Source organism: Stenotrophomonas sp. YJH_SMC_73, from assembly GCF_059370155.1.
Genome location: NZ_JCAFTJ010000013.1, coordinates 135946 through 156633, shown reverse-complemented (window position 1 = coordinate 156633; position 20688 = coordinate 135946). Strand labels below are relative to the sequence as shown.

12 protein-coding genes and 3 tRNA genes are annotated in these 20688 nt (G+C 67.0%); 6 read left to right on the top strand and 9 right to left on the bottom strand.

Annotated elements, in window-relative coordinates; genetic code table 11:
* The 6 genes from AC5P8R_RS18935 to AC5P8R_RS18910 form a co-directional block, all read right to left on the bottom strand.
* On the bottom strand, window positions 1-279 hold a 279-nt coding region (locus AC5P8R_RS18935), incomplete at its 3' end, for a GTP-binding protein (RefSeq protein ID WP_308307142.1).
* Window positions 280-320: 41 nt separating this feature from the next.
* Window positions 321-396: transfer RNA gene (locus AC5P8R_RS18930), tRNA-Thr, on the bottom strand.
* Between the two features lie 49 nt (window positions 397-445).
* Window positions 446-519, bottom strand: a tRNA-Gly gene (locus tag AC5P8R_RS18925).
* A gap of 24 nt (window positions 520-543) precedes the next feature.
* Window positions 544-629 (bottom strand) — tRNA-Tyr (locus tag AC5P8R_RS18920).
* A 137-nt stretch (window positions 630-766) separates the two neighbouring features.
* The gene (locus AC5P8R_RS18915; RefSeq protein ID WP_169411762.1) at window positions 767-1783 is read right to left on the bottom strand and encodes an isoaspartyl peptidase/L-asparaginase family protein; all 1017 of its coding nucleotides are present in this window, start codon (window positions 1781-1783) and stop codon (window positions 767-769) included.
* A gap of 108 nt (window positions 1784-1891) precedes the next feature.
* Window positions 1892-2911 carry a cyanophycinase gene (locus tag AC5P8R_RS18910; protein WP_495223726.1) on the bottom strand — a complete coding sequence of 340 codons (1020 nt, stop codon included), beginning with the start codon at window positions 2909-2911 and terminating at the stop codon, window positions 1892-1894.
* A 169-nt stretch (window positions 2912-3080) separates the two neighbouring features.
* Between AC5P8R_RS18910 and AC5P8R_RS18905 the strand changes: the two genes are divergently transcribed.
* The 6 genes from AC5P8R_RS18905 to AC5P8R_RS18880 all read left to right on the top strand — a co-directional run bounded on the left by AC5P8R_RS18905 (window position 3081) and on the right by AC5P8R_RS18880 (window position 17544).
* Complete coding sequence (locus AC5P8R_RS18905) at window positions 3081-5819, top strand: TonB-dependent receptor plug domain-containing protein (RefSeq protein WP_164077508.1); 2739 nt, start codon at window positions 3081-3083, stop codon at window positions 5817-5819.
* A gap of 163 nt (window positions 5820-5982) precedes the next feature.
* Entirely contained in the window at window positions 5983-8754 is a 2772-nt protein-coding gene (locus AC5P8R_RS18900) for a response regulator (protein WP_495223725.1), read from the top strand.
* Complete coding sequence (locus tag AC5P8R_RS18895) at window positions 8751-9971, top strand: EAL domain-containing response regulator (protein WP_014646039.1); 1221 nt, start codon at window positions 8751-8753, stop codon at window positions 9969-9971. Before AC5P8R_RS18900 ends, AC5P8R_RS18895 begins: the two co-directional genes overlap by 4 nt.
* Window positions 9972-10098: 127 nt before the next feature.
* Window positions 10099-13326 (top strand): hybrid sensor histidine kinase/response regulator, encoded by a 3228-nt coding sequence (locus AC5P8R_RS18890; RefSeq protein ID WP_495223724.1) that lies wholly within the window; start codon window positions 10099-10101, stop codon window positions 13324-13326.
* Window positions 13323-13964 (top strand): response regulator, encoded by a 642-nt coding sequence (locus AC5P8R_RS18885; RefSeq protein ID WP_014036089.1) that lies wholly within the window; start codon window positions 13323-13325, stop codon window positions 13962-13964. Before AC5P8R_RS18890 ends, AC5P8R_RS18885 begins: the two co-directional genes overlap by 4 nt.
* A gap of 262 nt (window positions 13965-14226) precedes the next feature.
* Window positions 14227-17544, top strand: a complete 3318-nt coding sequence (locus AC5P8R_RS18880) for an autotransporter family protein (RefSeq protein ID WP_495223723.1) — start codon at window positions 14227-14229, stop codon at window positions 17542-17544.
* Window positions 17545-18047: 503 nt separating this feature from the next.
* On the opposite strand, the gene ychF is transcribed toward AC5P8R_RS18880, so the two are convergent.
* The 3 genes from ychF to AC5P8R_RS18865 all read right to left on the bottom strand — a co-directional run bounded on the left by ychF (window position 18048) and on the right by AC5P8R_RS18865 (window position 20648).
* Window positions 18048-19139, bottom strand: a complete 1092-nt coding sequence (ychF, locus tag AC5P8R_RS18875; RefSeq protein ID WP_014646036.1) for a redox-regulated ATPase YchF — start codon at window positions 19137-19139, stop codon at window positions 18048-18050.
* A gap of 264 nt (window positions 19140-19403) precedes the next feature.
* Entirely contained in the window at window positions 19404-19982 is a 579-nt protein-coding gene (gene pth, locus AC5P8R_RS18870; RefSeq protein WP_049416981.1) for an aminoacyl-tRNA hydrolase, read from the bottom strand.
* Between the two features lie 48 nt (window positions 19983-20030).
* Window positions 20031-20648: a 50S ribosomal protein L25/general stress protein Ctc gene (locus tag AC5P8R_RS18865; RefSeq protein WP_010481743.1), complete on the bottom strand. Its 618-nt coding sequence runs from the start codon at window positions 20646-20648 to the stop codon at window positions 20031-20033.
* Window positions 20649-20688: the final 40 nt, after the last annotated feature.

Below are 20688 nucleotides of genomic sequence, written 5' to 3'. Positions count from 1 at the left end.
GATCATGTTCTTGACGTAGTCAGCGTGGCCCGGGCAGTCAACGTGGGCGTAGTGACGGATCGGGGATTCGTATTCGACGTGCGCGGTCGAGATCGTGATACCACGAGCCTTTTCTTCCGGCGCGGCGTCGATCGAGGAGTAGTCCTTGAACTCGCCACCGAAGCGCTCGGCACCGATCTTGGTCAGTGCGGCGGTCAGCGTGGTCTTGCCGTGGTCGACGTGACCGATGGTGCCGACATTGACGTGCGGCTTGGTGCGCTCGAACTTACCCTTGGCCATGGCTGCTTATCTCGAATTCGTCTGAGAGGTGATGCTTAAGATGGTGCTCACGAAAGGAATCGAACCTTCGACCTCTTCCTTACCAAGGAAGTGCTCTACCGACTGAGCTACGTGAGCCGAGTTTTGCATTATGACATGAACTCGATAAGATTCAAAGTTCATTCAATGGAGCGGGAGACGGGAATCGAACCCGCACCATCAGCTTGGAAGGCTGAGGTTCTACCATTGAACTACTCCCGCGCCGGGAATGTCACAACGTGAAACTGGTGGAGGGAGGTGGATTCGAACCACCGAAGGCGTAAGCCAGCAGATTTACAGTCTGCCCCCGTTGGCCGCTTGGGTATCCCTCCTTACCACCCCATTCCGTTGCCGCCGAAGCGTTGCGGTGTGTGGTGGTGAGCCGCTTATTCTGCTGATGGGACGGGGGGCTGTCAACGCTTTTTTCCATCTTTTTCACACGTTGTCGCAAACCCATTGATACGCAAGGTTATTGACCGGGGACCGGCAGGGTCTCGCTGGCGAAAATTGCGACATGGGGGACTCCGTCGGCGCCGATCCAGCCCCGATACATGCCCTGGGTGTTGAACGGCGTGGCCATTCTGCCGTCCGCGGCAAGCACGATCGCACCACCGTCGCCGCCCATTTGCGGAATCGTCTCGTTGATCACGCCCTTGCCGGCCTGCTCCGGGCTCTGCCCCTGGTAGCGCATGCGCGCACAGATCTCGTGCGCGGCCGCGGTGCGGATGTAGTACTCGCCCCAGCCGGTGCCCGACACCGCACAGCGCGCATCGGCCCAGGTGCCGGCGCCGATGACCGGCGAGTCACCCACCCGGCCATAGCGCTTGTTGGTCATGCCGCCCGTGGAGGTGCCGGCGGCCAGCTGCCCCTGCGCATCCAGCGCGACCGCACCGACGGTACCGAAGTGCTTTGCGGTCTCCAGGTCGGCATGGGCCTGGCCATTGGCCTCTTCCTTAAGCGCGCGCTGCAGCTGCTGCCAACGCTTCTCCGTGCGGAAGTAGGAGGGATCAACCAGAGCAATGCCCTGCTCCACCGCGAAGGCTTCGGCACCCTGGCCTACCATCATCACGTGCCTGGACTTCTGCATCACGGTCTGCGCCAGCAGGATCGGGTTACGCACCCGCTGCACGCCGGCCACCGCACCTGCTGCCTGGGTGGCACCGTCCATCACCGCCGCATCCAGCTCGTTGTGGCCGTCATGGGTGAACACTGCGCCCTTGCCAGCGTTGAAGGTCGGATCGTCCTCCAGCACGGTGATTGCCGCAGTGACCGCTGCAAGCGCCGGACGACCGGCCGCCAGTTCGGCATGGCCTTTCAGCAGTGCGGCGCGCAACGCATCGCGCGCAGCCTTCTCTTCGGCCGGCGACAGGTCCTTGCGTTCGACGCCGGCGCCGCCATGGATGACCAGCAATGGCGACGCAGCCGGGGCGGCCTGGGCGATCAATGGAAAGGACAGCAGCACGGACAGCGCCAGGCGCAGTTTCATCAGGTACGTCTCCAGCAGGACAAGGGAATGGATTGCAGGGTAGCGCCGGCCGCTGGCCGCAAGGGGCGCATCAGCTCAGGGAAGTGAGTTGCCGGCCAGCGGCCGGCGCTACCGAAGCGTGAACTCGATCTGGCCGTCGCTGATGTCGGCCACGGCCTGGTAGTCGGCCTCGGCCTGGAAATCGTCCAGGCGCATGCGGCTGCCACTGGCGACCACGGTCACCGGAACGGCATGGAAGCGCAATGGTTCGCCCTCGACCAGGCGATCGGCATCACGACCGGGGCTGACCACCCAGACCTTGCCCTCGCCATCAGCGCTGTAGACCTGGGCCTGGCCATCGGGCTCCACGCACAGGGCGGTGTCCTCATCAACGCCGATGCCGACGATGTCAGGGTCGCCGCTGTCCTGCGCGGCGCGTGCCACGAACACGATGAGGCGGCCAAGGCGGTCACGCTTGTCGAAATGGGTGTCGGTGACCACGCGCTGCAGGTAGGGCATCTGCAGGAAGCCACTGTCCATGGTGACTGCGCTGCCCATCGGATCGGCCAGCGCACCGGCCGAGCTGATGCTGCCGCCATCCATGGCGCCATAGGCATAGCCGCCGAGGATGGCCAGGCCAGCGCTGGTACCGGCAATCGGCTTGCCGGCGCGTACATGGGCGTTGAGCGCGCGGTTGAGTGCGGTGCCCTTCCAGAAGCGGATGTAGCGCGACTGGTCGCCGCCGGCAATGAAGATGGCATCGGCCGCAGCGACCACGCGCAGCACGGCTGGATCATCGGCACCGCGGCGGCTGTCGAAGACCAGCGTCTGTACCGCGGTGGTGCCGCCGATCTCGCGGTACAGGCGGTCCTGCAGTTCATCGCCACCGGAGGCACGCAGGATCAGTACACGGCCATTGCCTGCCTGCTTCAACCACCACTGGAAGGCATCCGGCACCCACTCGCCACCGCCCATCAGCATCATCGCGGATGCACGCGGCCCGGGACGTGGGGCCTCAAGGTCGCCGACCTCGTAATAGGAAAAGCCCGGGCCCTGCAGATCCTGCGCGGGCGCGGCCGACGGCCAGGCCAGCATGAGCAGCGCCAGCCAGGCAACAAGGGTACGCAGGGTCCGGTGAACGCGTCGCATCTTGATCTCCCTGAACAAAATCGACTTGCAAGCGTTTTCACTCTTTGCCAGATAGGGACCCAGTAGTCAAGGACATAAAAAAGGCGTTAAATGCGCGCGCCCATTCCGGAAATCTGAATGGGGGACAGGCCCCTCCTCTGCGGGCCGGCTTCATTTCCGAGAATTCCTCATGCGTAGAAAGGCGATGGCGTGGTCGATCCAGCTAGCGTTGATGGGTGTGGCTGCTTCCGCGGCCGCCCAGGCTCCGGCGTCCTCTCCGGTACAACAACTGGACGCGGTGCAGGTCACCGGTTCGCGCATTCCGCGCGCCCAGGTGGAAGGCCCCGCCCCGATCACGGTGATCAACGCCGAACAGATCCGCTCCAGTGGCTTCACCAGCGTGCCGGACGTGCTGCGTGCGATGACCCAGAACGGCGGTGAGACGCAGAGCCAGCAGTCTTCCAGCGGCGCCGACTTCTCGCCGGGTGCCCAGCAGGTGGACCTGCGCGGCCTGGGCCCGAACCACACGCTGGTGCTGGTCAATGGCCGCCGTATCGCCGACTTCCCGATGCCGTTCAAGGGCCGCAGCAACTTCACCGATGTCTCCAACATTCCGCTGGGGATGATCGAGCGCATTGAAGTACTGACCGGCAGCGCCTCGGCCATCTATGGATCGGACGCGATCGCCGGCGTGGTCAACTTCATCCTGAAGAAGAAGGCCGACGGCACCACGATCGACATGCGCATGGGCACCACCACTGAAGGCGGTGGCGAGTCGTTCGACATGAGCATCGCCAGCGGTTTCAGCCGTGGCAACTTCAACGCGGTATACAGCGTCGAACTGCAGTCGCAGACGCCGCTGTGGGCCTATGAGCGCGACATCCAGGACTCGACCCAGGACGGCCCCACCGAGGGTTCGCGCATCGCGCGCCGTGCGTACCTGCGCACCGACTACAACGATGACTATCTGGACCCCGGCGCCGCCACCTGCGAAGCGCTGTCCGGCCAGAACCAGGGCAGCACCTACCGCGCCTACCGTCCGAAGTACGGCTACTACTGTGGCAGCGACAGCTCGATCGGCTACGGCACCATCCTCAGCAAGCGCCGCGGTGCCAACGGCTACGCGTCGTTGAGCCATGACTTCGACAATGGCCAGCAGTGGTTCGCCGACGTGCAGCTGGGCTACCACACGATGTCGCTGATGCGCGACGTCACCAAGTGGGGCCGCATGGACGCCAACGGCGATGAGTCGGGCTACTTCAACAACGAAGCCACCGGCGAGATCGAGTTCTGGCAGCGCCAGTTCTCGCCCGAGGAAATGGGTGGCCTGCGCAATGCCATGGTGCGCAGCACGCAGAAGACCTTCAGCGTGACCACCGGCTTCAAGGGCAACCTGGCCGGCAACTGGGACTACGAAGCGGCATTGAGCCATTCGCAGTACCAGTCGCGGATCAGCTGGGCGCAGATCATCGCCGCCAAGGCCAATGACCTGTTCCTCGGCCCGCAGCTGGGCGTGGATGACGACGGTTTCCCGATCTACAACGCCGACCCGTCACGCCTGTACCGGCCACTGACCCGCGCCGAGTACGATTCGATCGCCGCGCGTACCACCTACACGCCGAAGTCGCGCACGGAGACGGCGGCATTCACCCTGACCAATTCCGCGCTGTTCGGCCTGCCCGGCGGTGACGCCGGTTTCGCCGCGACCGTGGAAGTGGGCCAGCAGGCGTACTCGCTCAATCCTGATCCGCTGGCGACCCAGTACTACTATTACAGCTGGAAGGATTCGGACGGCCAAGGTTCGCGCAACCGCTGGGCTACGGCGGCCGAGCTGCGCATGCCGCTGCACGAAACGGTCAACCTGAGCGTGGCCGGCCGCTACGACCAGTACCGCTATTCCGGCCACACCATCGGCAAGGCGACCTGGAGCGGTGGCCTGGAATGGCGCCCGATCGACACGCTGCTGGTGCGCGGTTCGTATGGCACCGCGTTCCGTGCGCCGGACCTGCACTATGTATTCGCCGGCCCGGGCAACGATGAGACCACCGCCGAAGACCTGTACAGCTGCCGCGCCGACGGCGCCACCGACTGCGCCGACTACGAGCGCAACCTGATCCGCAGCCGCACCGGCAACCGCCAGCTCGACCCGGAAACCAGCACCTCGTGGAGTGCCGGCTTCGTCTGGTCGCCGGCCGTCGGCCTGGACCTGTCGGTGGACTGGTTCGACATCGACATGCGCGACCAGGTGCAGGACATGGACGTGCGCACGATCCTGGCCAACGAAGCGAACTGCCGCCTGGGCAGCGCCGACATCACCTCGCCGACCTGCGTGGATGCACTCGCCCGCATCACCCGCAGCAACGACGGGCGCCTGTATGGCGTGCGCGTGGCGCCGATCAACGTCGCCCGCGAATCCACCTCCGGCATCGACGTCGGCCTGCGCTACCGCCTGCAGACGGGCATCGGCGACTTCATCTTCAACGGCACCCACACCTGGGTGAAGAAGCATGACTTCCAGCGCTACCCGGGCGACCGCACCGAAGACCAGTTCGCAGTGAACAGCGGCTTCGACATCCCACGCACCAAGACCAGCCTGAGCGTGACCTGGGAAAAGGATGCGTGGTCGGCAACGGTGTACGGTTCGCGCCTGGGCAAGCTGCCGACCTCGGACAGCTACGACCAGGTGTTCGACTGGGACAGCGGCGACAGCCCGTACGTGAAGGCGACCTATCGCTACAACGCCTCGCTGCAGTACCGCTTCGACGACCACTCGCGCCTGTCGCTGTCGGTGGTCAATGTGTTCAACAAGATGCCGCCGAAGGACCGTACCTACACTGCATACCCGTACTACGACGTGTCCTGGTTCGACAGCGTGGGGCGCACGATCAACCTGCAGTACACCCACAAGTTCGGTGGCAGCGCGCTGTAAGCGCCCGGCCAGCGCAGATACAGGAGACCCCCGCTTCGGCGGGGGTTCTTTTTTTCCGCCGCCTGAACGGTACCCGCGCGCAGGCTCCGGCCCGACCGGCCAGCCGGGGATTTTAGGAAACAGCTGATTCCGCGCCGCGCGCGCCGCTCCCTAGCATCGTTGCATGTTCCGCTTCCCCCGCCCTTCGCTGCAGCAGGCCGTGCCATCGACCACAGCGTCGGTGCTGCTGCGCTGCCTGACCGTGTGCGTCTTCGTCTGCCTGGCCGCCGCGGCCGGCTTCTACCTGCTCACGGCATTCACCGAGGACATCTCGACCCATCGCCGCGAGATGAATGCAGCGGCCTACAGGGCCCAGATCTATTTCGACCAGCGCGAAGCCCTGCTGCGCTATCTGGGCGATTCGGTGGTGAGGGGCAACCCGGATGCACCTGCGGCGGACAGCGAAGGCATGCGCCAGGTGCCGCTGGATGGTGCTGGCGGCCAACCGGGCCAGCGGCTGCTGTTGTCAGCGCGCGCCGAACACACGCTGCAGGCACTGCAGACGCATCTGCTGCTGGTCGATGCGCACGGCACGCACTGGCTGGCCGGCGGCGAGGTCGACGTGGACCTGGCGCACCTGCCATCGCTGCGTGCGCTGCAGGCACGCAGCGGCAGCCTGGAGGCGGCCGACCCGGTGCACTGGCTGCGCCCGGGTGACAGTGGCGTTGCATTGGCGCAGCCGGTACGCGCCGGCCCGCATCCGACGCAGTGGCTGGTGCTGCTGCTCGATGGCGCGGCGGCGGCGAGCATGATCGACGGCCAGGGCATCGGCGGCTATGCGCTGCTCGACCGTGCGGGGCAGCCGGCATTGTCCAGCCAGACCCCGCGTCTGGATGGTGCGGGCTGGAAGACCCTGCGGGAACGCCAGGACGACAGCTTCGGCACGCTGTGGAGTGGCGGGCTTCCGCGCGGTGTAGCGCTGGTGAAAAGTGTCGGCAACGACGGCTGGCGGTTGGTCTACCACCTGCCGTCGCAACTCCTGCTGGGTGACCTGGCGGTGCCGCTGCTGGTCTGCGCGCTGTTGCTGCTGCTGGCCGGCGTCGCGCTGCGCCTGCTGCGGCATCGCGTGGACCTCCAGCTGATCCAGCCGGCCCTGCAGCAACAGCGCAGGCTGCTGGAGAACCTGGATTTCAGTTCGACGGTGATCGACATGGCGCCGGTCGGCATCTGCGTCCTGCGCCGCAGCGACCGCGCGCTGCTGCTCTCCAACCAGCTGCTACGCGACTGGCTTGGCGAAGAAGGCGAACACAGCGACTGGCAGGCGCCATGGCGCGGACATGCCGGCGAGCGCGGGCGTGGACTGGAATTCACCACCCGCGACGGTCGTCAGCTGCAGGTGCTGCACGCGGCCTGCCGCTACCAGGGCGACGACGTGCTGCTGTGCGTGTTCCATGACATTTCCCGGCACCGCCAGGCACAGGCCGCGCTGTCGTCGGCACGCCAGGCCGCCGATGCGGCCAACCAGGCCAAGAGCGCGTTCCTGGCCACCATGAGCCATGAAATCCGTACTCCGCTCTACGGCGTGCTGGGCACGCTGGAGCTGCTCGGGCACACCTCGCTGGACGCCCGGCAGTCGCAGTACCTGCGCACCATCGAGAGTTCCTCATCGGTCCTGCTGCAGTTGATCAGCGATGTGCTGGATGTTTCCAAGATCGAATCCGGGCAGCTCAGCCTGGAGCCGGCGCCGTTCTCGCCGCGCGAGCTGACCGAGAGCGTGCTGCGCAGCTTCGCCGCATCGGCCACCTGCAAGGGCCTGCAGATCCTGGTCTGCACCGACCCGCGCCTGCCCACGCGCGTGCTGGGTGATGCCGACCGCATCCGCCAGGTGCTGGGCAACCTGCTCAGCAACGCGATCAAGTTCACCGAGCATGGCCGGGTGGTACTGCGCGTGCGCCAGGTACAGCGCGAAGGTGAATCGAGCGTGCTGGCCTGGCAGGTCACCGATACCGGCGTGGGCATCGCCGCGGAGGAACAGGCGCGGTTGTTCGAACCGTTCCGCCAGGTCCGCGGCGCGGCCAGTGCACAGGGCACCGGGCTGGGCCTGTCCATCAGCGACCGCCTGGTGCGCCTGATGAGCGGCGAGCTGCAGGTGGTGAGCGAGCCCGGCCTGGGCAGCAGCTTCAGCGTGCGCCTGCCCTTGCCGGTGCTGGCCGCCGCCGAGGATGGCCCGACCCTGCTGCCGGAGCCGCCGATCCTGGTGCGCGGCCGTGATCGCGAACTGGTCGACAGTGCCTGCGGCTGGCTGCGTCGCTGGGGTGCCAACGCACAGCCCCTGCAGGGCGACCCTGCACTGCTGGACCATGACGGCGCGATCCTGATGGACGGCGAGGCCGGGATGCCGCTGGCCTGGGCAGGCCCTCGCGTGGTGGCATCGATCGACGGCGGCGACCAGCCCACCGTTGCCGCCGATGGCAGCCTGGTGGTGACCCTGCATGGGATGACCGCGATCGGCAATGCACTGGCCAACGTGCAGCAGCAACGTGCGGCGCTGCCGGAAACATCGCGCGCGGCAACGCCGATGCCGCTGGGCCTGCACGTGCTGGCCGTCGAAGACAACCCGATCAACCGGGTGATCCTGGCCGAGCAGCTGCGCACCCTCGGCTGCGACGTGGAGCTGGCACAGGACGGCGTGGAAGCCCTGCAGCGATGCCGAGAGCAGTCTTTCGACCTGGTGGTGACCGACATCAACATGCCGCGCATGGACGGCCACGCGTTGGCCCGGCAACTGCGCGAGGACGGCAACCCGGTGCCGGTGATCGGCGCCACCGCCAATGCCACTGCCGAGGAGCGCGAGCGCTGCCTGGCCAGTGGCATGCAGGGCTACCTGAGCAAACCCATCGACATCGCACGCCTGCGCAAGGCGCTCACCTCACTGCGCCAAGGAGACCCGGCATGACCCAGCGTGTCCTGATCCTGGAAGACCAGCCCTTCCAGCGTGGTTTCCTGGCCAATCTGTTCGGCAGCCACGCAGGCGTGCAGGTCGACGCCTGCGAAGACGTGGATGCGGCCATCGCGCTGTGTGCGTGCCAGCCCTATGACCTGGTGGTCAGCGACCTGCTGATGCCCGGGCAGGACGGCATCCAGTTCATCCAGGCGCTGGCGGCACAGCCGCGCCCGCCACGCCTCGCGGTGGTCAGCGCGGCCCCGCGGCGGATGATGACCTCGGCACGGCTGATGGCCGAATCGCTGGGGCTGGATGTGGTCGGCCTGCTGCCCAAGCCGGTGGCGGCCGCCGATGTGGACGCCCTGTTCGAGGCCTTGGCGCAGGCGCGTCCGGCCGCCGGCGAGGCCCCTACGCGCGCGGCGGCTGCGCCCGAACCGGATGCATCGCAGCTGCGCCAGGCCATGGCCGATGGCAGCCTGACGGCCTGGTTCCAACCGAAGAAGTCACTGCAGTCAGGACGCGTGGTGGCGGCCGAAGCACTGGTGCGCTGGCGACATCCGCAGCTGGGCACGCTGGCCGCTGGCAGCTTCCTGCCGGCAATCTGCCGCTACGGGCTGGAGGGCGATCTGCTGCGGATGATGCTCAAGGCCAGCATCAGCGCGCAGGCACGCTGGCGCAAGCAAGGGTTCCGGGTACCGGTATCGATCAACCTGCCCCCTCACCTGCTGGAGCAGTCGGACCTGCCCGACGAACTGCTGGCACTGACCCTGGCCAACGGCGGTACGCCCGGTGAATTGTGCTTCGAACTGATGGAAAACAGCACCACGCGGCACGTCAGCGACTTCTATGCCGGCGCCTGCCGCCTGCGCATGAAGGGCTTCGGCCTGGCCCAGGACGATTTCGGGCAGGGCCTGAGCTCGGTCCACAACCTGGTCAATACCCCTTTCACCGAGGTCAAGATCGACCGCGCGCTGGTCAGCGGATGCGCGCGCGACCCGGCCTTGCACCTGACCCTGACGACGGTGATCGCGCTGGCCAACCAGCTGGGCCTGACCATCGTGGCAGAGGGCGTGGAAAGCGATGCCGACCTGGCTGCCCTGCGCCAGCTGGGGTGCAGCCAGGTGCAGGGCTTCCTGATCTCGCAGGCGCTGCCGTCGGACGAGTTCACCCGCCTGCTGGACGAAGAAGCGCCGCAGTTGGACGAGTCGCCGCGAGCCGCCCTGCGCTGACACGGATTCCACGTCCGCTTCACGAAATCATCAAGTGGCATTGACGATCCTGTCTGTGCAGCGGTGGCGGATGTCCCTCCGTTGCTGCCCATGGTGCCGCTGACCGCTTCCTGCCCTGAGACCTGCCATGCCGGCCGAGGCCGCTCCTGTACGCCGACTCGCTCGCCGCTCACTGCGCGTCCACGCCCTGCTGATCGGCGTTGTGGTGCTGGCCACGCTGCAGGCCGGACTGCTGCTGTCGGCCGGCTCGCAGCTGTTCAACGAAGAGCGCAGCAAGATCGAGTACCACTTCCGCCGCCTGGACGGCACGCTGCGCGAGCAGGAGCGCTTTCTGCGCCAGTGGCGGCTGCATGATGTCGGCACGCATGGGCAGCCGGTCGCCGATGCCAGCGTGGAGCTGCAACGCGGGCCCTTGTTCGCCAACTTTGCGGTGATCGGAAGCGAGGGGGCCAGTCTTTCGCCACCGACTGAACTGGGCGACCGTTTCCTGCGCTTCTACGGCACGTTCTGGTCGGCCTCGCGCTATCCACCGCCGCAATGCCTGCTGGTCGATGGCCAGGGCACGCGCGGGCTGCTGGCACCGGTACAGATCGCCGGTACCGACGCGAGCCAGAACAGCCCGCATCACCTGCGTCCGGCGATCGCCGACATCCACCGGGTGCTGGGTACGCGACCGGCGGTGCAACGTGGTGGCATCGTCTGGGTGGGCGTGCCATGGCGCGACCGGCAGACCTGGCTGCTGGCCATCGCCCACGCCCCGCAGGATGCGCGCCTGTGGGGTGAGGACGACAAGGACTCGCAGGCCGCACTGGCCTGCCTGCTCGATCCTGGCCGTGTCGATGACTATCGCCAGGTGCTGGGTGTCCCGGTGTTCCAGCGGCTGTCGCTGTTCGATGCCAACGGCCAGCGCCTGCTGGGCGATGCAGCCGATGCCAGCGAGGCTGGCACCTCCTGGCAGGCCGGCCTCGCTGGCCTGCAGTTCCGCATGCGCAGCGAGCGCGGCTGGCTGGCGGTCTACCACGTCGGCTGGCGGCAGGTGTTCCAGCACCCGCAGGGGCCATTGCTGGGCGCGACCGTGGTCGCCCTGCTGCTGGCACTGGGCGGCACGCTGGTGCTGCGCGCGTACCGGCGTTCGGTCATCGAGCCGCTGCGCAGCAACCACGCGCGCCTGCTGGAAAGCGAAGCCTTCAGTCGCACGATCCTGGACAACGCGCCGATCGGGCTGTGCCTGCTGCGTCGTACCGATGGCAATGTGCTGCTGGACAACGCCCTCGCCCGCCGCTGGCTGGGCGAGGACTATCATGCCGGCGGCTGGCATGGCCCGTGGCGGCGCAGCGTACTGGCTGCCGGCGGCACCACGCTGGGCGATGGCCTGGCCTGCGCCACGCCCGAAGGCCGCCACCTGCTGGTAACGGCGACACCGGCGCGCTATCGCGGTGAGCCGGCGGTGCTGTGCCTGTTCATTGACCTGAGCAGCCAGCATGAAGCCGAACAGGTGCTGCAGCAGGCGCGCCGCGCCGCCGACCAGGCCAACCGCGCGAAGAGCCAGTTCCTGGCCACGATGAGCCATGAGATCCGCACGCCGCTGTACGGTGTGCTCGGCACGCTTGAACTGCTGGGGCTGACGCCACTGGATGCACGGCAACAGGACTACCTTGCAACGATCCAGCGTTCGTCCTCGACCCTGATGCAGCTGATCAGCGACATCCTGGATGTCAGCAAGGCCGAGGCCGGGCAACTGAGCCTGGAGCCAAGCCCATTCGATCCAGTGCGGCTGACCGAGGACGCGCTCGACTCGTATGCTGCCGCGGCCGCCAACAAGGGGCTGCAGTTCTACGCCTGCATCGATGCCGACGTACCGCCCGGGGTGTGCGGTGATGCCGCGCGGATCCGACAGGTGCTCAACAACCTGATCAGCAACGCACTGAAGTTCACCGACAGCGGGCGCGTGGTGGTCCGTGTTTCGGCACGCTGGCAGGAGCAACGCTGCTGGCTGCAATGGCAGGTGGCCGATACCGGTATCGGCATTGCCAGCGAACACCAGGCGCATCTGTTCGAGCCATTTTTCCAGGCCAACCCGGGCACCGATGCGATGCGCGGCACCGGCCTGGGGCTGGCCATCTGCGCGCATCTTGTGGCGTTGATGGAAGGCCAGCTGCGCGTGGTCAGCGAGAGCGGCCTGGGCAGCAGCTTCAGCGTCGAACTGCCGCTGCCCTCGGCTCCACCGGATCCACAGCAGGCCCCGCCGCCGCAACTACCCGCCGGCCTGCAGGTACAGGTGCGGGGCAGCGTGCGCGAACTGGTGCAATCGCTGTGCGAGCGCCTGCAGCAGCGCGGTGCACAGGCCAGCGTGTACCGGGAGGACAGCGCAGCAGGCCTGCCATCGTCCGCCGTGCTGCTCGAGCTGGTGCTGGACGACCCTCTGCCCGCATGGGCGGGTGGACCGCGCGTGATCGCCTGCCGCGAAGGCGGGGTGCGGCCACGGCAGGTCGATGGCGCCTGGCAGGTCGGCCTGCATCGATTCGACGCGATCGTGCTGGCCTTGGCCGCGGCCAGCGGCCAACCGCTGGCGGCCAGCGCCGAAGGGCGCCTGCCGGCGACGCGCCATTTCGGCCTGCAGGTGCTGGTCGCCGAGGACAACCCGATCAACCAGGCGATCCTGCGCGACCAGCTGGAACAGCTCGGCTGCCGCGCCGTGGTCGCCAGCGATGGCAATGAAGCGCTGGGCTACTGGCAGCAAGGGGCGTTCGCGCTGGTGCTGACCGACCTGAACATGCCCGGGCTGGATGGCTACGGCCTGGCCCGTGCCTTGCGGGCACGGGGTGTCAGCGTGCCCATCCACGGCGCCACGGCCAATGCCGACCCGGCCGAACGCCAACGCTGCCAGGAATCGGGCATGCAGGGCGTGCTGGTCAAGCCGATCACGCTGGAAGCCCTGCAGCGCCTGCTGACCCGGATCACCGACGGCGATGCACCGGCCGTCGCGATGCAGGAGCGCCCTGCGTCCACTGCGTCGCACGACAAGGATCCCCCGCTGCAGGTTCCCGCGAAGATGCAGTCGCTGTTCGTACAGACCATGCAGGCCGACCTGGACAGCCTGCGCCAGGCGATCGCCGCTGCCGATCCCGCCAGGGTGGCGCAGGTTCTGCACCGCATCCGCGGCGCGCTGGTGATCGTCGGTGCACCTGCGCTGGTCGACAGCGGCCTGCAGATCGAACAGTGCCTTGCCGGCGGCGATGACCTGGCCACCCAGGCGGCCGCTCTTGCCGGGTTCCAGCGACGCCTCGAGCGGCTGCTGCATCCGTTGCGCGACGCTGCATCCCCCTCCCTTCCCGACGACCCGACCCTGCCATGACCACACGGATCCTCATCGCCGACGACCACCCGATCGTGCTTGCCGGCATCCGCGACGTACTGGCCGGGGAACTGGACCTGGACATCGTGGGCGAAGCGGCCGATCCGGCGACGCTGATCGAGCTGATGACCCGGACCCGGCCACAGGCGGTGATCACCGACTACAGCATGCCGGGAGGCGATCGCTTCGGGGACGGCATCAAGCTGATCTCGTTCCTGCGCCGCAGCTTCCCGGAGACGCGCCTGCTGGTGCTGACGATGGTGTCCAATCCGTCGTTGGTCGCGGCGATGTATGCCGCCGGCGCCGGTGGCGTGGTGCTCAAGAGCCATGGATTGGGCAGCCTGGTACAGGCCCTGCGCGTGGTGCTGGCCGATCGCGTCTACCGCCCCCCGGGACTGCTGCCGGTAGCTGCGAGCGAACCGGCCGATGCGGATGCGGTCCGTGCGCGGCTGTCGCCGCGCGAGCTGGAGGTGATCCGCCTGTTCACCAGTGGCATGAGCGTGGGCGACATCGCACGCCAGCTGCAGCGCAGCGCCAAGACGGTCAGCACGCAGAAGATCAGCGCGATGCGCAAGCTCGGTGTGGACAGCGACCAGGCGCTGATCGAGTACTGCCTGCAGGCCTCGCTGTTCGGCTGAGGCCACTCCCGGCTGAATCCCGCCGGCCCTGCGACGGGGCCTGCAACCGCTTTAGGAAACGCCTGATTCCATCGGACAGTGCCGATTTCTAGGCTGGAGACATCCCGCCAAGGTGCGCCTGCCGGCTGTTGCCGCATCGCCGTGGGGGACGGAAGTCCGATGGCGCCTGCAATTGCCGTGGCGTGGGACTTCCGCAGCGACGCGGCCCTGCCGCGTCAGTCCGCGCAGCCTCGCTGCGCCCTGCCACAGGAAGTCCATCAGCATGAACGCCTCCCCCACACGGCACGGCCGTGCGTACGGGCGCGCGCACGGAAAGCGCGTACCCCTCATTCCCAGCCTGTTGGCCACTGCGCTGTGGGCAGCCCTGCCGGCGCATGCCGCAGACCTCACCGGCCCGCTGCTGGTCAACGACGGTGACACCCTGCAGCTGGGTGCCGACGACGTCCTCACCCACAGTGCGGGCAGCTTCGCACTTGCGGTCACCGGTACCGGCAGCAATGCGCTGATCGACGGCAGCCGCATCCACGTGACCGGCAATGGCAGCGGCGTGTCCGCTGCCAATGGTGGCCAGGTGCAGCTGCGCGACGCAACGCTGTCGATCGCACCGGCGACCGGGACGGGCTTCTATGCGCTGTATGCCAATGGTGCCGGCAGCGTGATCGATGCGCGCGATGTCGACATCGATGCCACGCGCAACGGCAGCGGATTCGGCAGCGTGCAGGCCTACAACGGTGGCGTGATCCACTATGCCGGGGGCAGTCTTTCAATGACCGGGACCGGTGGCACGCTGGCCGGTGCATCCGGCAAGGGCAGCGAGCTGCACCTGGCCGATCTGCGGATGAGCGCCGACGGCGGTGCCCGCCTGCGCGCCGACAGTGCCGGCCTGCTGACGATCCGCAACAGCCGCATCACCCTCGCCCCCGGTGGCATCCTTGCCGGCGTGGCGGCCAACGGCGTGGGCAGCCGCGCCGAGCTGTACGACACCTACCTGCAGGGCGGTTGGTTCGATATCGACAGCGGCGGCAGCCTGCTGCTGGAGAACGTGGAAGCCCATTCGGTGGGCGGCAGCATGCGCCTGCTCGGCAGCCGCATCAGCAAGACCTACTCCAGTGCAGTGATCAACGGCGGCAGCTTCTACACCGTCGGTGGCTATGGCGTGAACATCAACAGCTGGGGACAGTTGACCGCAAGCGATGCCGCGTTCGATGTTCGTGATGGCTACTCCGGATTCTGGCTGGCCAGCGATGAGTCGCGCCTGCAGCTGACCGACAGCAGCATCGACACCTGGACCGACACCTACGGTTATGGCGTTGAGATCGCCGGCGGCGTTGCCACCGTGCAGGGTGGCCGGATCACCACGCACGGTGATGCGACCTACGGCGTGCGCGTGACCGGCTCCACCGGCAGCACCGCCAGCCGCATCGAAGCCAACGGCAGCGTGATCGACGTGCGCGGCAACGGCGGCGGTGGCGTGTTCATCGGCGGCTCCACCGCCACCGCGCTGCTCGATACCGTTGCGATCCGCAGCGATGGCGAGAACGTGTTCGGCATCGTGCACATGAACACCGCGCGGTTGACCCAGGCCGACCGCCTGGACATCCGCATGACCGGCAGCAACAGCGGCGGCTACCGCTCCTACCTGACCGCGTTCGGCCCGTACTGGAACCGTGCCACCTTCAATGACAGCCACATCGAGACCGCCAGTGGCCCCGCGTTCTGGCTGCAGGGCAGCAATCACGCACTGACCGTCAATGGCAGCGATGTGACTGCGGGCGACGGCAGCGGCCGCCTGCTGCGGGTCAGCGACACGGTATTCACCGATGGCAGCAGCGTGGCGACCAGTCGCATCGACTTCAGCGCCGACGCCAGCATGCTGCGCGGTGACGTGGTGGTCGACAGCGCAACGGCTGAGGTGCACATGGTGCTGGGCAACGGCACCACGTTCAGCGGCGCCCTGCGCAACGACTCCGGCTACCAGGTCGCACAACTGGCGCTGGATGGCAGCAGCCAGTGGAACGTACGCGCCAGTTCCAGCGTCGGCACGCTCGAACACGCCGGCACCATCGCTTTCGATGCGCCGGCGGCCGGCGATTTCAAGACCGTTACCGTCAGCGGCGACTACGTGGGCAACGGTGGCCAGTGGATCTTCAACCGCGCGCTGGGCGACGACACTTCGCTGGGCGACCAGCTGGTGATCAACGGCAACAGCAGCGGCACCGCCAGCGTGAGTGTGCGCAATGCCGGCGGCGCCGGTGCGCTGACCCAGGAGGGCATCCGCCTGATCACCGTGGCCGGCCAGTCGGATGCACAATTCAGCCTGCAGGGGCGCGCGGTTGCCGGTGCCTACGACTACTTCCTGTTCAAGGGCGGTGTGTCGACCCCGGACGATGGCAACTGGTACCTGCGCTCGGAGTACGTGCCGCCGGTCGATCCGCCGCAGCCGCCGGATCCCCCGATCGACCCGCCGCAGCCGCCGGATCCGCCGGTCGACCCGCCGCAGCCGCCGGATCCGCCGGATCCGCCGGTCGACCCACCGTCACCGCCGGAGCCGCCGATCGATCCGCCGTTGCCGCCGGAGCCGCCGATCGATCCACCATTGCCGCCGGAGCCGCCGATCGATCCGCCGCGCCCGCAGGTGGAACGCCCGGAACCGGCGGCCTACCTGGCCAACCGCAGCGCCGCACTGGGCATGTTCCGGCACAGCCTGCACGACCGCGCCGGTGATCCCGCCGCCGTGGCCAGTGCCAGCGGCGATGCCGTGGCCTGGATGCACCTTCGCAGCGCGCAGCCCGACAGCCACGACCGCAACCGCCAGGTCCAGGTCGATGGGCAGATCAGCAGCATGCTGGTCGGCGTCGGCCGCCGCTTCGAAGTGGGTGGCACGGGCGAGCTGCAGGCCGGTGCGATGCTCGGCCACGGCCGCGCGCGCAATGACAGCCGCTCGCAGGTGACCGGCTACACCGCGCGTGGCGTGGTCACCGGCACCAGCGTGGGTGCCTATGCTACCTGGCTGCAGGATGCGCACATGCAAGGCGGCGCCTATGTGGATGGTTGGCTGCAATACGGCCGCTTCCGCAACAGCGTGCAGGGCGAAGGCCTGCAGAAGGAGCGCTATGACGCCCGCAACTGGAGTGCGTCGGCCGAGGCCGGCTATGTGCTGCCCCTGCGGCGCACCGCGCAGCGCGGCATCTACCTGGAACCGCAGGTGCAGGTGGTGCACAGCCGCTATGACAGCGACCGCGTGGTCGAGGCCAACGGCACGGTAGTCGAGGACCGCGGTGGTGGCGAGACCAGCACCCGCCTCGGCCTGCGCCTGTACAGCCGTGGGTTGAGCCCGGCGCAGGGCCAGGTGCACCCGTACGTGGCGGTGAACTGGTGGTCCGGCGGCAATGGTGCGGGCCTGACAATGGACGGCGAGCGCCTGCAGCGGCAGTTGCCGCGTGACATCTACGAAGCCAAGGCCGGCGTGCAGGTGGATCTGTCCGGCGGCTGGCGCGGCTGGGGTGAACTGAGCCGGCAGAGCGGTGGCATGGGCTTCCACGACGTCGGTGCCCAGCTGGGCGTGTCGTACACCTGGTGACGCGGGACGTGCCCGGCAAGGGAATGCCGGGCACTTTTTCCACATGCGGCGTGGAAAGCGATGGGGGTTTGGTGTGGACAAGTGGGTTCGAGCGTTGCAGGGCAGGCGCTTCCGGGCGTGGTGAGTTTTTGTCCACGTCTGCAGTTCTTTTCCACAACGCGCGTGGAAAGCGATGGGAACTAGGTGTGGACAAGTAGTTGTGAGCATTGCACCGCAGGCGTTTCGAAGCGTGGTGAAAATTTGTCCACACCGCACCGCCAAGCCTCGTAGAGCCGAGCCCATGCTCGGCTGATGGCAACCTGAGCCGAGCGCAGGCTCGGCTCTACAGAGGCGCGCGGGGTTTTCCACACCACGCGTGGAAAGCGATGGGAGTTTGCTGTGGACAAGTACCGGCGAACGTCACACCGCAAGCGTTTCGCAGCCTGGTGTTTTTTTGTCCATCACCGGAAACGCGAACGCCCCGCACAGGGCGGGGCGTCCGGGGTCGATCCGATGCCGCAGGATCAGACGTTGAAGCGGAAGTGCAGGATGTCGCCTTCCTGCACGCGGTACTCCTTGCCTTCCAGGCGCAGGCGACCCGCTTCCTTGGCGCCGGCTTCGCCCTTGTACTTGATGAAGTCGTCATACGCGATGGTTTCGGCGCGGATGAAGCCCTTCTCGAAGTCGGTGTGGATGACGGCGGCAGCCTGCGGAGCGGTGGCGCCCTTGCGCACGGTCCACGCACGGACTTCCTTCACGCCGGCGGTGAAGTAGGTCTGCAAGCCGAGCAGGCTGTAGGCCGCGTTGATCACGCGGTTCAGGCCCGGCTCGCTCAGGCCCAGGTCCGCCAGGAAGGTATCGCGGTCTTCGTCGTCGAGCTGGGACAGCTCTTCTTCGATCGCGGCCGACACCGGCACCACCTGCGCGCCTTCGGCGGCAGCATGCGCACGCACGGCTTCCAGGTGCGGGTTGTTGTCGAAACCGTCTTCCAGCACGTTGGCGATGTACATCACCGGCTTCAGGGTCAGCAGGAACAGGTCGCGCACCAGCGCCTTCTCTTCCTCGTCCAGCCCGGCCGAGCGCCCAGCCTTGCCCTCCGACAGTGCAGCTTGCAACTTGGCCAGCACCGGCTTGCGCGCCGCCGCATCCTTGTCGCCGCCCTTGGCCGCACGCTCGGCACGGTTCAGCGCCTTCTCGACACTGTCCAGGTCGGCCAGCGCCAGTTCGGTGTCGATGGTTTCGATGTCCGAGATCGGGTCGACCTTGCCGGCCACGTGCACGATGTCACCGTGCTCGAAGCAGCGCACCACGTGGGTGATCGCATCGACTTCGCGGATGTGCGCCAGGAACTTGTTGCCCAGGCCCTCACCGCTGGCAGCACCGGCGACCAGGCCGGCGATGTCGACGAACTCGACCGCAGTCGGGATGACCTTCTGCGGGTTGATGATGCCCGCCAGCTCGTTCAGGCGCGGATCCGGCACCGGCACGATGCCGACGTTCGGTTCGATGGTGCAGAACGGGAAGTTCGCCGCGGCGATGCCCGCCTTGGTCAGCGCATTGAACAGGGTCGACTTGCCGACGTTGGGCAGGCCGACGATGCCGCATTTGATACCCATGGGTGACAGCTCTCTGGGGTGAAAGTGATTGGGGAAACAGCGACCTGGGCGCTGCTTTTCCAATCATTCTCCGTATCGACCAGCGGTCGATACCTACCGGTCTGGATGGTTCCGTATCGACCAGCGGTCGATACCTACCGGTCTGGTTGGTTCCGTACCGACCAACGGTCGATACCTACCGTTCTGGTTGGTTCCGTACCGAACAGCGGTCGGTACCTACCGTTCTGGTTGGTTCCGTACCGGCCAACGGTCGGTACCTACCGGTTATTTCGGGGTGTGCAGCCGCTTCATCGCTTCGTTGAAATCGCCCTGCACCGCCAGCGGCAGCACGTCGATCGCATCGTCGATGGCGCGCGCGATCAGCACGTCATCCTCCTTGGACGGGCGCCCCAGCACCCAACCCACCACGCGGTCCTTGTGGCCGGGATGGCCGATGCCCACGCGCAGGCGGTGGAATTTGCCGTGACCCAGCAGGCGGATGGTATCGCGCAGGCCGTTCTGGCCGCCGTGGCCACCGTCGAACTTCAGTCGCGCCGCACCGGGCGGAAGGTCCAGCTCGTCGTGGGCCAGCAGGGTTTCCTCCGGCTCGATCTTCCAGAACCGCTGCGCGGCGGTGACCGACTTGCCGCTGAGGTTCATGAAGGTGGCGGGCTTGAGCAGCCACACCGTCTGCCCGGCGATCTCGACCTTGGCGGTCTCGCCGAACAACTTGCTGTCCACATTCCATCGCGCACCGGCTTTTTCCGCCAGGGCCTCAACGAAATGAAACCCGGCATTGTGCCGGGTCCGGGCGTGTTCCGATCCGGGATTGCCCAGACCGACGATCAGTCGCAGTCCTGCCATGGTTCCTTCCAGTACGGTGCCTGCCCGGAGGCAGGCACCGTAACGGTATTACTCGGCGGCAGCCGCTTCTTCGTCAGCCTCGTCGGCCTTGCCGGCCTTGGCGGTGACGATGGCGTCGTCGTGGTCCTTGCCCAGCGCCAGCGCCGGGATTTCCACGCCCTTCGGCAGCTTGATGTTGGACAGGTACACGACGTCACCGGCCTTCAGCTCGCCCAGGTCGACTTCGATCGACTCCGGCAGGTCCTTCGGCAGGCAGGTGATGGTCACTTCCTTCAGTTCGTGGGTGACCACGACGTCGGCAGCCTTGCCGGCCGGCGAGGTGTCTTCGTTGACGAAGTGCAGCGGGACCGAAGCGGTCAGGGCTTCGTTCTCGTTCACGCGCTGGAAGTCCAGGTGCATGATCAGCTGCTTGTACGGGTGGCGCTGCATGTCACGCAGCAGGACCTTCTGCACCTGGCCATCCAGGTTCAGGTCCAGGATCGAGGCATAGAACCACTCGTTCTGCTGGGCCAGCCAGATTTCGTTGTGGTCCAGGCTGATGGCGACCGGCTCGGCGTTGCCGCCGTACACGATGGCCGGGATCACACCAGCGTGACGCAGGCGGCGGCTCGCACCCTTACGCTGCAGTTCACGCTTGGTGACCTTGATTTCATGGGTCTTCGACATTTTCGACTACTCAGGTTGTTGCCGCGCCCTGCGGCGTGGC